Annotated in this window: 8 protein-coding genes and 1 pseudogene; 4 read left to right on the forward strand and 5 right to left on the reverse strand. The window is 36.2% G+C overall.

What is annotated here, in order from left to right; genetic code table 11:
* Positions 1-14 precede the first annotated feature (14 nt).
* Positions 15-1,394, forward strand: a complete 1,380-nt coding sequence (locus O4O04_RS17440) for an adenylate/guanylate cyclase domain-containing protein (RefSeq protein ID WP_272533060.1) — start codon at positions 15-17, stop codon at positions 1,392-1,394.
* A 172-nt stretch (positions 1,395-1,566) separates the two neighbouring features.
* On the forward strand, positions 1,567-2,487 hold the full coding sequence (locus O4O04_RS17445) for an NAD(P)/FAD-dependent oxidoreductase (protein ID WP_272533061.1): 921 nt from the start codon (positions 1,567-1,569) through the stop codon (positions 2,485-2,487).
* A 1,129-nt stretch (positions 2,488-3,616) separates the two neighbouring features.
* Here O4O04_RS17445 and O4O04_RS17450 read toward each other — a convergent pair.
* On the reverse strand, positions 3,617-3,757 hold the full coding sequence (locus O4O04_RS17450) for a hypothetical protein (protein ID WP_272533062.1): 141 nt from the start codon (positions 3,755-3,757) through the stop codon (positions 3,617-3,619).
* Between the two features lie 194 nt (positions 3,758-3,951).
* Here O4O04_RS17450 and O4O04_RS17455 point away from each other — a divergent pair.
* A pseudogene (locus O4O04_RS17455) lies at positions 3,952-5,559 on the forward strand (acyl-CoA dehydrogenase family protein); the annotation flags it as partial.
* 353 nt (positions 5,560-5,912) lie between these two features.
* Here O4O04_RS17455 and O4O04_RS17460 read toward each other — a convergent pair.
* The 3 genes from O4O04_RS17460 to O4O04_RS17470 form a co-directional block, all read right to left on the reverse strand.
* A complete protein-coding gene (locus O4O04_RS17460; RefSeq protein ID WP_272533065.1) occupies positions 5,913-6,311 on the reverse strand; it encodes a response regulator in 399 nt (132 codons plus the stop codon).
* The gene (locus O4O04_RS17465) at positions 6,308-8,269 is read right to left on the reverse strand and encodes an ATP-binding protein (protein ID WP_272533066.1); all 1,962 of its coding nucleotides are present in this window, start codon (positions 8,267-8,269) and stop codon (positions 6,308-6,310) included. The genes O4O04_RS17460 and O4O04_RS17465 overlap by 4 nt, the downstream gene beginning before the upstream one ends.
* 94 nt (positions 8,270-8,363) lie before the next feature.
* On the reverse strand, positions 8,364-9,932 hold the full coding sequence (locus tag O4O04_RS17470) for a SpoIIE family protein phosphatase (RefSeq protein WP_272533067.1): 1,569 nt from the start codon (positions 9,930-9,932) through the stop codon (positions 8,364-8,366).
* A 186-nt stretch (positions 9,933-10,118) separates the two neighbouring features.
* On the opposite strand from O4O04_RS17470, the gene O4O04_RS17475 reads away from it, so the two are divergent.
* Complete coding sequence (locus O4O04_RS17475; protein WP_272533068.1) at positions 10,119-12,365, forward strand: hypothetical protein; 2,247 nt, start codon at positions 10,119-10,121, stop codon at positions 12,363-12,365.
* Here the strand turns inward: O4O04_RS17475 and O4O04_RS17480 are convergent.
* Positions 12,310-13,638 (reverse strand): hypothetical protein, encoded by a 1,329-nt coding sequence (locus tag O4O04_RS17480; protein ID WP_272533069.1) that lies wholly within the window; start codon positions 13,636-13,638, stop codon positions 12,310-12,312. The two genes, O4O04_RS17475 and O4O04_RS17480, sit on opposite strands and share 56 nt — an antisense overlap.
* Positions 13,639-13,650 lie beyond the last annotated feature (12 nt).

The raw sequence follows: 13,650 nt of genomic DNA on the forward strand, positions 1-13,650 counted from the left end.
CGATAATATATTTGATGAGTGAAGTGAGTTCTTACGGTAGAAGAAAAACCGATATTTATAAAGAAATTATTGTGCGAGATGATGGCACCAAAGCGGTTCTATTCAGCACATTGGATTCTCTTTCTCGCCAAGCTAAAAATCTAGGAATGCTTGTGGATTCTTCACGATCCATAATGGCAGAACGAAACTTAGACCTTCTCCTAGAAAAAATTCTAGTTGCCGTGACAAATGTCATGGAGGCTGATCGATCCACTCTGTTTTTATTGGACAATGACACTCAAGAACTCTGGTCTCGCGTTGCACAAGGATCCCAAGAAATTCGAATTCGTTTGGGTGAGGGAATCTCAGGTTTTGTTGCAGAAACTGGAGAAGTTGTTAACATTCCGGACGCATACAATGATCCCCGTTTCAATCCAGCTAGTGATCAGAAAACAGGCTACAAAACCAAAACAATTCTCTGCTGCCCAGTCTACAATCCTCAAGCAGAAATCATTGGTGCAATTCAGGTTCTGAATAAATTAGATGGAAGTGAATTCTCAAATGGTGACGAACAGTTGTTAGGCGCTTTTGCGTCACTCGCAGGCATCTCTTTAGCAAATGCGAAAGCATATGAAGAACTTCAAAATGAGAGAGATTTGCTTGAATCCAGAGTGATCGAAAGAACTCGAGATTTAGATGAAGCTAAGAAAAAATCAGACGAATTGCTTCTAAATATTTTACCGATTCAAGTTGCGGATGAACTAAAATCAAAAGGATTTTCTCCGCCAAAACGATACGAGCAAGTTAGTGTTTTATTTACAGATCTAAAAGGTTTCACAAATGTTGCTGAGAAATTAGAGCCCGAAGAACTGATCAATGAACTAGATCGTTGCTTCACGTATTTTGATGAAGTAATAGGAAGATACAATCTAGAAAAAATAAAAACGATCGGTGATTCATATATGTGCGCAGGTGGACTTCCAATCGCGAATCGTTCGAACCCTGTAGAAGCAGTTCTTGCAGCCCTAGAAATCCAAAAGTTCATGGAACAAACTCGAGACATTAAACGATCATTAGGTGAAGACTACTGGGAACTGAGGCTAGGTATTCACACAGGGCCGCTTGTCGCGGGAGTTGCAGGAAAGAAAAAATTTGCTTACGATATATGGGGTGATACTGTTAACACTGCATCTCGATTGGAATCTTCTGGAGCTGTAGGAAAAGTGAATATTTCAGGAGAGACTTTCAGACTCGTTAAAGATTTTTTTACATGTGAATACCGGGGACTTGTCAAAGCAAAGAATAAGGGTGATATTGAAATGTATTTTGTTTTGGCGATTGAACCTGAATTTAGCGTAGGCGGAATGGGCGAAGTTCCCAATAAGCATTTTTTCCAAAAGATGTCCGAGTTGTAAAAGTATTTCATTTAATCCTAAGTATCTGACTCCAATTTAGTAATTCCAAACCTGTTCGATCGTCGAACAATGTCATCCGCTCCTTTATTTTCGAAAAATTCATTGAAATCTCCTTTTTTTAATTGCAACTCGGTTGCATTCATGAAAACCTGGAGCAAAAGGAAATTAATAAATGACCCAATCAGATTCTTACGACGTTATTATAATAGGTGGAAGTTTTGCGGGACTCTCAGCGGGATTGGCATTGGGACGATCCGTACGCAAAGTTCTGATATTGGATGGCGGAGAGCCTTGCAATCGATTTACTGCTCATTCCCATAACTTTTTGACCCATGATGGTCAGAGCCCTGGAGAAATTCTGCGACTAGCAAAGAATGATCTATCAAGATATAATACGGTTCGAATGGAATTGGATTTAGCTGTGAGTGGGAAAAAAATTTCGGATCAAAAATCAGAAGGATTCGAAATCAAAACTAAATCTGGCAAAATCTTCCAAGCTTCTAAATTAATTTTTGCCACAGGTGTAAAAGATATTCTTCCAGACCTTCAAGGTTTTGCAGATTGCTGGGGCAAGTCTATTATCCATTGCCCTTATTGTCACGGTTATGAATTTAAAAATCAATCCACGGGAATTCTTGGAAATGGTGGAATCACTTTTGAATTCACGAAGATGATATACAATTTGACAAAAGACCTGAGAATTTTTACAAATGGCGAGAGTTTATTCTCTGCTGAAGAAAAATCTAAATTATCGAATCGCAATATAGAAATATTTGAAAGTGAAATAAAAGAATTAAAATACCATGATGGTATGCTTCAATTGATTGAACTTGCTGACAATTCTAAAATTCCAATCGATGCTTTGTATTTTAGACCAGATTTTGAACACAAAACCAATATCCCAGAAAGCTTAGGATGTGAACTTGGCGAAATGGGTTATTTGAAGATCGATGCATTTTCCAAAACTAGTATTGATGGTGTCTATGCTTGCGGTGATAACACGACCATGATGCGATCTGTGTCCAATGCAGTAGCGATGGGTAATTTAGCGGGCGCAATGGCAAATAAAGATTTGGCTGGGGAAAAATTTTAATTTACCCAATAGCAATACTGACGGGAACGATTTCATTGTTATCGGATTAGCATCTTCTTATTTTTTAACGACAACACTTTCCGTCAGAAAGAAATACTGCTCACACAAAGACACAGAGGAAGACGAGAAGATAAATAAATAGCCTTAACTTGAACAAAACCCAAATCTACACAACCAGCTTCCAAACTTAATACAGCTCTTCGTGTCTCTGTGTGAACTTAGTGATCTTTGTGGTAAAATTCTTCGTGCCTGCCTTCCTCGCGCCCGGTGGCAAGCTTGGATGCGCCAAAGTCGCTGCGGAGGTAGGCACTTCGTACAGGTTTAAGAGATATTCGCCTTACCATCTTTCGTCGGGAGTTGGACATCCTGATCCAAAATCCCGAAGCACCCCGTCCTTGAGGTGCTGCGAGAGACGGCAATGGCTCACTAAGGTTTCGCTATGCTAAAATTTTACCAAAACCTACCAAAACAATATCTAATCAGCACAACCAGCTTCCTAACTTAATACAGCTCTTCGTGTCTCTTTGTGAACTTAGTGATCTTTGTGGTAAAATTCTTCGTGCCTGCCTTCCTCGCGCCCGGTGGCAAGCTTGGATGCGCCAAAGTCGCTGCGGAGGTAGGCACTTCGTACAGGTTTAAGAGATATTCGCCTTACCATCTTTCGTCGGGAGTTGGACATCCTGATCCAAAATCCCGAAGCACCCCGTCCTTGAGGTGCTGCGAGAGACGGCAATGGCTCACTAAGGTTTCGCTATGCTAAAATTTTACCAAAACCTACCAAAACAATATCTAATCAGCACAACCAGCTTCCTAACTTAATACAGCTCTTCGTGTCTCTTTGTGAACTTAGTGATCTTTGTGGTAAAATTCTTCGTACCTACCTTCCTCGCGCCCACTGGCAAGTTTGGATGTGCCAAAGTCGCTGCGGAGGTAGGCACTCCGCACAGTTTTAAGAGATATTCGCCTTACCTTCTCTCGTCGGGAGTTGGACATCCTGATCCAAAATCCCGACGCACCCCGTCCTTGGGGTGCTGCGAGAGACGGCAATGGCTCACTAAGGTTTCGCTATACTAAAATTTTACCTAAACCTACCAAAACAATATCTAATCAGCACAACCAGCTTCCAAACTTAATACAGCTCTTCGTGTCTCTGTGTGAACTTAGTGATCTTTGCGGTAAAACTCTTAGTGCCTGCCCTAGACTTATGATCTGCCAATCTGCCCTCGCCATCTAGCTTTTTTCTGATGAATTTGCCATCCAGAAATTTCATCAGAATAATCCAATTTTTAAGTCTAAGAACCAACAATTGACCTTGGGCAATCAGTCAATTTTTCAAATGACAGGGGAAATTGCCTTCAGAAAATGGGAATAACTACTAGAATCCAAGGATAGGCCATGACTCAAGCAACCATCGGACTCGATAAATCTCTCGCAGAAGAAGTCCTTTCTGCCTCCTCCAAACTCATTTCAGAAATAACAAAACGTCTTGCAGATAAAAACTCTGACAATGGCAAAGTTTCTGTTGCGAAAATGGATCAAAATCAACTCGTTTTCTACCAACTCGCTTGGATGAAAGCGGAACAAGAAATTGCTCAACATTTTGTCAAATATGCATGGGACAATGCACTCGGAACAAGTGATCTTGAACAGAAAATGGCTGTCGTTTTCGCAGCGGAAACTGTTGCTCATATAAGATCCGAAATCAGTCAGAGACCAAAAGAATACCAACTCACAATGGAAGAGCTAGAGAATCATCTTTTCTCGGACAAAGTGAACGGTTTTATTGAGTCGGCTATCGCTATCGATAACTACTCAGAAATTACTGATAAAATCCAAGAAAAAGGACATTTCGGCGTCTATGGTTTGTCGGAAGATCATGAATCTTTCCGTGAAGCGTTTGAAGATTTTGCAAAAAATCAAGTCGCACCTCATGCAGAGCATGTTCATCGTCATGATGATCGAATCCCAGAAGAAATTATCCAAGGTCTTCGCGATATGGGTTGTTTTGGTCTTTGTATACCAGAATCGTTCGGTGGGATCCAACCCAACGATAAACCAGACAACATATCTATGTTAGTTGTTACAGAAGAATTGTCTCGAGGTTCATTAGGAGCAGCAGGATCTCTTATCACTCGCCCTGAGATTCTTTCTAAAGCACTGTTAAAAGGTGGAACTCAAGAACAAAAAGATCGTTTTCTTCCTCGAATCGCATCAGGCGAGTTAATGGGTGGAATTATGGTAACTGAACCGAATTTTGGTTCAGATGTTGCTGGCGTTGCTGTTACTGCGAAGGAAGTTGATGGCGGATTTGTTATCAACGGCGTAAAGACATGGTGTACATTTGCTGGTTATGCAAATCTTCTTCTTATACTTTGCAGAACTGAAGCAGACCCTTCTCTAAAACATAGAGGTCTATCCATTCTACTTGCTGAGAAACCTAGTTTTGATGGTCATGAATTTTCCTTCAAACAAGATGGTGGCGGAACCATTCAAGGAAAAGCTATCGGAACAATTGGTTATCGTGGTATGCACTCTTTCGAAGTATCATTTGAAGATTTCTTCGTTCCGAAGGAAAATCTTTTGGGTGGCGATGAAGGCCGAGGAAAAGGTTTCTATTATCAAATGGAAGGTTTTGCTGGCGGAAGAATTCAAACTGCTGCACGTGCGAATGGCGTTATGCAAGCAGCGATGGAAGCAGCTTACCGATATGCTCAAGAAAGAAAAGTTTTCTCCAAGCCTATCTATGACTATAACCTAACAAAGTATAAGATAGCAAAAATGGCTATGATCATTCAAGCTTCTCGTCAATACACAAACTATGTTGCGAAACTTCTCGATGATCACAAAGGTCAAATGGAAGCGACTCTTATCAAGTTTTACGCATCCAAAATTGCTGAATGGGTTACAAGAGAAGCAATGCAGATTCATGGTGGAATGGGATATGCTGAAGAATATGCTGTATCTCGATACTTTGTTGATGCACGAGTTTTCTCAATTTTTGAAGGTGCTGAAGAAGTAATGGCTTTGCGAGTTATCGCGAAGGATTTGCTGGAACAAGCTCTGAAAGGATAGATTATTAACAATTTAGCCGTGGGCTTAAGCCCATGGCTAGTGTGTTGTTCTCATTCGCTCAATCCCCAACCTCTCCCATTAAGCAATTATCGCAATCTATAACTGAATTTTTGAATTATGTAATCGATACAATTCTGTACGGGAAACATATCTTTTTTATAAAAATAGGAAATCAAAAGTTTTGAAAATTGAAATTTTGTCCATTTCGGCGAAAGGATGTGAAGACATATCTGCAGAGTTACTGATCGAAAGGTGTAATGAATATTTGTCAAACCCTCCGGCAAATGACACTGGGACGGTGTGACTACGCGTAAAACTAAATAGTTTAAATCAGTAATCAGTGAAGAAAAAAATTAAGCGGCACCAGCAAGGATTTCTTTTATTGAGCTTATGAGTCCGTCCTTGGTCCAAGGTTTTGCCATGACTGCTTGAATCTGTCCCTCAGTTTTAGCTCGCTCAATGGATGCAGGATCAGCTTGCCCTGTCAAAAGTACTTTCTTGATATTGGGGTAATCTTTTTGTATATTTACAAGGAATTCATCACCTTTCATACCAGGCATCAACCAATCACTTACAATCAATACCACTCTCTCATTGGGATTTTCTATTTCGGCAATAATTTCTTGAGCTTCGTCAGCAGATTCTGCAGTTTCATAAGTAAACTCTTCACCAAAACCAGCTCTCAATTGTTCTTTGAGAGTGTCTAAGATACTTTCTTCATCATCAACACATAAAAAAATTGGCTTCTTCATTTGGTAACTGGCAACGTCACAAAAAATGTCGTGCCTTCTCCTACAATACTTTCAAAGTCAATTTTTCCATCATGTTTGTCAATGATTCTTTTTACTATATCCAATCCTAATCCAGTTCCTTCACCTCGACCTTTCGTTGTAAAGAAAGGATCAAATATTTTTTTTCGATTCTCTTCTGGAATGCCTTTGCCAGTGTCACGGATTGCCACAATTACAAAATCGCCGTTAAGATTGGACTCAAGCTTTGTGGTTATAGTCAGTGTTCCTTTTGAATCCATAGCTTGAATTGCGTTGTAGATAAGGTTAGTCCAAACTTGTCCCAATTCATCGGGGAACCCAAGAATAGAAATCTGATCGTGCAAATGTCTCTTAACATCAATTCCATATTTTAAAATATTATGATAAATTGTTAGAACTGTATCAATCGAATCGGTAAGTTCAAATTTTACTTTATCCTCAAGCACATCTGAATGAGAATACTTCTTCAAAGCAAAAACGATTTTGGAAGCTCTATTTACAGATAGCAAGATATTTTCTGTATTCTTTCTCTGTCGCGTTAATTTGTAAATAATTGGAATGGATTTCTCCGGATAATTATTTAATAAGAATTGATCCCACACATCCTGAGTTTCTTCGTCTGGGACGCCCATATCAGTATAAAGGTCTGCGAGATATTCTGACTTTTCACATCCTAAATCGCGCAGTTTATTCTCTATTGAAGCTCGATATTTTCTTTTATCACGCGAATTTAATATTTTATTTTTCTCAGACAATTGAATCAATTTTTGAAATTGAAATCTACTTGTTGCGTCAAGTCCGTTCCAATAGTCCGCTGCATCCAGAAGCAATGCTTCTGACTCATGTTTTAAATTCTCAGCTGAACCACGAATTGCGCCTAATGGAGTATTGATTTCGTGGGCTATACCAGCTACTAGTTGACCAAGTGTCGACATTTTCTCGGACTGAATGAGCTGAGCTTGGGTCGATTTCAATTCTTCTAAAGTATTCTCAAGTTCCATCTTTTTGGAATCTAATTCTGTATAGTTATGATTCAATTCTCGAACAAGCTTTAGAATTTTTATCTTTGTTTCCGTGAAGGCTCTTGCGAGAGTCCCCATTTCGTCCTTAGATTTAAGATTGATGGAAGAATTCCATTCTTGATTGCCTATTTTGATGGCGTAATCTTGTAAAATTTTAATTGGCTCATTCACTTTTTTCTGAATCGAATAAATGGAAATTATGAATGAAATAATCATTAGTACTAAAAGACCTGAAATAAAGTACAAAATGTTCTGAATACTTGACTCTAAAGCACTTATTTCTCTTAAACTGCGTTTCTCAACTGAGCGAATAAATCTTCCAATTGGTGCCATGATAGATTTCTTATCACTATGATATTTTTTGTCATAGAGAATTTTTCTCGCATAATCTGGATTAGGCTTTCTGCGAATGGTAAATCCACCTTCAGAATCTTTGAATCTACCCTCAACTGCATTCATTGCAATTTCTTCTGTACTAATCAATCCGTCGGAATTTGCTTTGGCAGTTGCCAGTTCCCACATTTCGTAATCTTCAAATCCCAAATATTCCATTCGGCTAAGCAGAGATTTTTTTACTCCAGATGATTCTGGTTTATCTTTAGATGAGACAATTAGATCCCAGAACACACCATCGTAGCCAATTGGAATTTCTATCAATCCATCTCGAATGCCAACTATTTCCCAATAAGAATCTTTAAAAAATGTATCACCCGTGACTACGTAAGTTCTTGCAAATCGAGTCAAATCATCTGAGCTCTGGCGTAGCTCTTCTGCTAATTTAACGGCTTCAAATCTATACTGCCGACTTTTTGTTAAACTTTTCTGTTCATTCAACAAATAGATTATCGAAATCAAAAGACTTAATATAAGTATTACATTGATTATAAAAATAGCTAGAAACAATTTTCTTATGCTCATGTTTTCTCCATGCAGTCAGATAAATCTATCTCAAAAATTCAATGAAGTGTTTATAGTAAAATTACGCATTTCAATTATAATGAAATAAAATAATTCAACTGATATCTAACCCTATCATACATATATCATCCTCCAAAGGGTGATCTCCAAGAAACATATCTAATTCGTATATTATTTTATTAAGATATTGGCGAAGTGGAAGTTTAGAATGTAGAATCAATTTATCTAATAATAAATCTTCAAAAAATACTTCCTGATTGGAATCAACTATTCCAGCTTCCAAAAGCCCATCCGTATAAAAAATCAATCTATCACCAGAAATAAGCTGCAATTCTTCATTTTGATACATTTTATATTTAGGATGGCTCTCAATCATTGGAAAAATTCCCAAAGGCCTACCAGATAAACTAAGGCTGAGACTGGAAACAGAATTATCACGCAAATAATAAGGACTTGGATGACCAGCACATGAAAACTTAATCATCTTTGTATTCTCATTATAGAGGCAATAGATTGCTGTTACAAACCGTCCATCACAAAAATCAATTATCGACTCATTTAGATAAGCTAGAAATTTAGCTGGATCATTTTTTAGTTCATCAGAGGATTTTTCTATACTGCTCTTTAAAATTGCTGTAACAAAAGCAGATGGAACTCCGTGACCCGCAACATCACTAATAAAAATTCCGATTGATTCACCAACACGAAACAAGTCGCAAAAATCTCCACCCAATTGATCCAATGGTTTATAAATATATTCCACAAAAGGAAATAAGTTATTGGATGGAAGAAGTCGGGTTTGGATCTTAGCCGCCATCTCCAAGTCTCGATTCAAAATGGAATTATTGTGAATCACTTTCTCCATTTCTTCATCCAACATCTTCTTAATAATTGCTTTCTCTGTCATATCGAAGAATGAAAGTCGAGCAAATTTTTCCTTATCAAAGTAATTTCTACCTGATACAAGACAAAATAGTTTGTTTGATTTGGAACTTTTAATTTCAACTTCTAACTCATTGACATTGATTCCTTGAATTACATTCAAGATAAGATCGCGCATTGCTTCTCTATATTCAGGAAGAATGAAATTATCGATCAAATTGTGTCCGACGATTTTTTTCTTCGGCAACTTGATCCAATCAAGAAATGTTATGTTCGCCTTCAAAATATCACCGATCGAATTTACAGTTATATAACCAATAGGAGAATTATTGTATAGATCATCTGATTCGATATATTGATTAAGAATTTTAAAATCTTTCTCACTATTTTGAATTTGAAGTACAAAATTTGAAAGCAACAAGAGGACTTGGTCTTTTATAAATACCATTTTGTCCTGGATAAAATCTATGTCTGAGATCAATAAAGATTTTTCCATAGATTGGTTCGTAAAATCTAAAAGAATGAGTCCCGGTGATTTCAGTAGTTCTGACCCAAACTTAAATCCATATACAATTTTCTGATTCTCTATGCTTGGATGAGTTTTGTCAAACTGCTGGCTGATTTCTAATGAAATGGAGTCAATTCTAAAAAAGCCATTACCCGAATTGGAAATAATTTCTTGAATTGAATTCCGGATTCCTTGGGGAATTTCTTCTTTAGAGTTATCATTAGCTGAATATAAGGACTTTTCTGTAATTGAGTTTGGTATTAAAAGTTGCAACCAATTGCAATTTAAAATTCGATGTAGGGTGCTGGCTAAACTGAGAAACTGGTTCTCAAGTTCCAAATTCTTACTCACATAATCAGAATGATCAAGATAGCTGTGACAGTCAATTTGATTCGATGATTTTCCTGATAGATTGAAGTAATTTGAAATAAAAAAATGGCAAATAGATGGTTAGGATAAATGGTGAAAGGTAAGATTCATTATTGGGTTTCAGGCTTAAGCAATCGGTTAAGTAATTACAACTACAGTATATCAATATTGATTTATGCTCTTATCGGACTGATAATCTGTGCAAAACTTTATCCGCTCTGGTCGATTGATCCAGGAAAAACTTGGGATGGTTCCGGACATCTTGTCCTAGTTGGCATTTTCTCTGAACTGGGTAGAGACTTCTTGGCTGAAGGATATGTTGATGATTGGTTTGGAGGATTCCCTGCATTTCGGTTCTATCCTATCTTCTTTGCATTTCTCGGATCAATTCCAGTCTGGATTGGTATAAGTCTTGATAATTCTCTATCAATCGCGATTATAATTTGCTTCATAATATTTACTTTCGGATATTATTACTTCATTAGATTTTATTTAAATTCAACTCTTGCAATGACTAGTTTATTGTTTTATTTAGGGTTTGCTGGTCTTCCTCAACTTGGAGTATCAATCGTTGGTTTCTGGGGCGGAAATTATCCTTCGATCTTAGGTTCAGGATTAATATATTTCGCCTTAGGCAGCATGATCAGAAGAAACTATCTATTTCTATTCCTTACATTGAGTTTGCTCGCCTATACCCACTATTTAGGATTCTTGTTTTGTTATATTATAATATTCTTCTATTATATATTCAATTTTACTGTATTCAATATTTTTAAAAATAAAAATCTTATTCTATCAACAACATTACCTATTCTAATTGCGATTCCGTCATTCTATGGGATTCTATTCCAAAGCAATGACAGTTCAGGTGAGAATCAATTTGCCTACTATCCCTTTATCGAGACAATCATTGGTGGATTAAAAAATACCTCACTCAACCAAAAAATACTATTAGATCCTTTGAGCCTTCTTCCAATTTTTTTCTTAATTGGAATCGTCATTTCAATTCGTCATACAAAAAAAGCTAGAAGTACTATTTGGTTCTTAGTTTTTAGCTGGTTTCTATTCCTATTTATGATTCAGGATATATCTATGACTCGTATGTTTCCTGAGTCCAAGGTTCATTTCTATCGAGCCTGGGATGTTATGTTGGGATTGTTCTTTCTGCTCGGATCTATTGGTTTTGCCAATTATTGTAAAGATAAAGCCATTCATTATTTAATTTTTGCAATCTCAATTCTTTACTTTATGTCAGCGAATTTTACATTCGATTATAAAAATAATAATTTGTTATCAAAAGAAAAATCGATAGAAAATTTCCTTAGAAATGAAAAATCAAATTCAAAAGTTTTTATAGAAACGACAGCATCAGATTATTGGAATCTATCACCCCATCATTCACTAGCATGGCTATATAAAAATAAAATATCATCAGACAATGGTTTGATGTTAGAGTCAAGCTGGACGGGCTATGTTCATAGACTCTACCTTCCAATCCAAAACCGAAATGATTTCATTTGGGCATTTTCTGATCCTATAAAACTTTATTCTCTACCCCAAGCAAAAAATGAAATTTCGATTCAATTTTTAAAATCTAGAAAAATTGATTATTTAATTGCAAAAACAGAAAGTTTCAATGAGAACTTTAAATTTTTAGGAGATCCAATTCCTTTAGACTCTAATATTTTTGTTTATCCAATACACAATTTAATCACAGATACAAAAGATTTAAATGCCTATCGTCATAATCAATCCATCGTTGATCTAAATTCTAATCCCATAATAATTGGATTGGTATCCAAGAACGTCTACCTTAAGAAAACAAAGCCTGTCTCTCCCAAAGAATTTTTTATAACTTCATATCTAATGTCTATCAAAAATCCAGATCCAATTTATATTGATATGAATCCTAATTGGAAAGCACAAAAATTTTCAGACAAATTCAAATTTGTAAACAAGATCTATGTCTATGATCCAACCAATTATTCCGTAATTGAAACTATTCTTCCTAAGGACTATGATCCAAAAAGACTTCCCTTGACCAATTCCGAATCTTCGAACATTGAAGCGCTTTCATTGCACAGTAAATCTTATTTTTCTGACATACATATCTCTGGAGAAAAGGTTGAAATGTATAGAACAAATTTCAATCAAATCCTATATAATAGTACAGGGCTGAAGAATTCAGTTATCAACCTTCCAAAAACGGTTGGTAGAATCAAGATTATGGTTATGATTCTTATAACTATATTATGGATTGGTTTAGTTATTCAAAATATTTCTATCTACCTTCGATCTTTACTTTTTCAAATAAAAAATAATTCTCGAATTCTATAAGCAAATTCCATTTTCCACTTTGTGAAATATTTTGACTTAAAAATTCTCCATCACGCTTTGAATTTATTACAAGATAATCATAACCCAAATAAATCGGAATCGCTGAAGGATCTATTGTTTTATCTTCCCAAAACCGCCTAATCATTAAATACCTTTGTCGATTGTGGTAATATGAATAAATTGGATTCATTCCGAATGGATAAATATGTTCTGGGCATTCATACGAAAAAACTGGAAAATCGTCCCAGCGAATGAAAATTTTAGATTTATTAGGAATCTGAGAATTGATGCAAGATGATTTTGCAATATTGCGAGCTTGATCAGCAGAAACAAATTTTGAATGAGTACTGAGATCAGAACCCAAATACAACAATTGAATTACTAAAACAAAAAAGCTAATCGCTAGAAATATTTTATTTTTGATTAACTTTCTAAGTTCAATCGATGTGCTCAAGTAAATTAGTAGAATGGGGACCGTCCATTCTAAGGTTTTTGTATTAAAACAGGAAACGAAAATTCCTATTATAGCAATCAATCCCAAGGCGATATTCTCTTTGAATCGAGTAAGAAAGAATAATATTATTAAAATATAATATGTTTTTAGAAATAGTAAGAATCCTGGTGGATTCCATTCGGCAATGGGTTCTATGTCTGATGGTTTTATTATCTGAGCCCACCATTCTAGATAGAATGCAAGAAATTGATTTGGAAAGGAGGGATGTATAAGAATACCGAAAAGCAAACCAGATAGAGTGAGAACTATTCCCTTCTTCGACCAACCCAAATCTGGCGATTCCATTTCTGTTATAAATCGAGGGAAAAAATATCTTTCACATATCCAAACCATCATTGCAAAGACGAGAAGGAGTGGAGCAAGTGGGTAAGTCCAAATCGCCAAGAATGATAATAAAAAAACCCATTTCCCATCTTTTTTCTTCCATCTATGTATAAATAAAAAGAAAATAACTAGAAATATAAGCAAACCCTTTCCAAACATCAGTCGACCAATAAAGGGAACAGAAGAAAATAAGAATATTAGAGAAAAATAAACTACTTCGAGATTCGATTTTAATTTGGAACAGATTAAATAAGTAAAAAGTATCAAAGCTATCCAAAAAGAGATCCAAATATCCACATCAACAAAGTCTACCATCCGCAATAACTGATGGTAAATGAGATGAGTATCACCATATTCATTTTTCCATATAGAATCATTTGCCCAAGAAATTTGCGACACAACTCCTAAGCTATTGTATTCTCTAGCTACTGCCAAATGGAAGAAGAT

The sequence above is a fragment of the Leptospira sp. GIMC2001 genome (assembly GCF_028462125.1).
Classification (GTDB): domain Bacteria; phylum Spirochaetota; class Leptospiria; order Leptospirales; family Leptospiraceae.

Bases quoted from the DNA above. Each gene is read 5' to 3' on its own strand.
- O4O04_RS17440 (WP_272533060.1), top strand. From the start codon at position 15: ATGAGTGAAGTGAGTTCTTACGGTAGAAGAAAAACCGATATTTATAAA.
- O4O04_RS17445 (WP_272533061.1), top strand. From the start codon at position 1,567: ATGACCCAATCAGATTCTTACGACGTTATTATAATAGGTGGAAGTTTT.
- O4O04_RS17450 (WP_272533062.1), bottom strand. From the start codon at position 3,757: ATGAAATTTCTGGATGGCAAATTCATCAGAAAAAAGCTAGATGGCGAG.
- O4O04_RS17460 (WP_272533065.1), bottom strand. From the start codon at position 6,311: ATGAAGAAGCCAATTTTTTTATGTGTTGATGATGAAGAAAGTATCTTA.
- O4O04_RS17465 (WP_272533066.1), bottom strand. From the start codon at position 8,269: ATGAGCATAAGAAAATTGTTTCTAGCTATTTTTATAATCAATGTAATA.
- O4O04_RS17475 (WP_272533068.1), top strand. From the start codon at position 10,119: ATGGTGAAAGGTAAGATTCATTATTGGGTTTCAGGCTTAAGCAATCGG.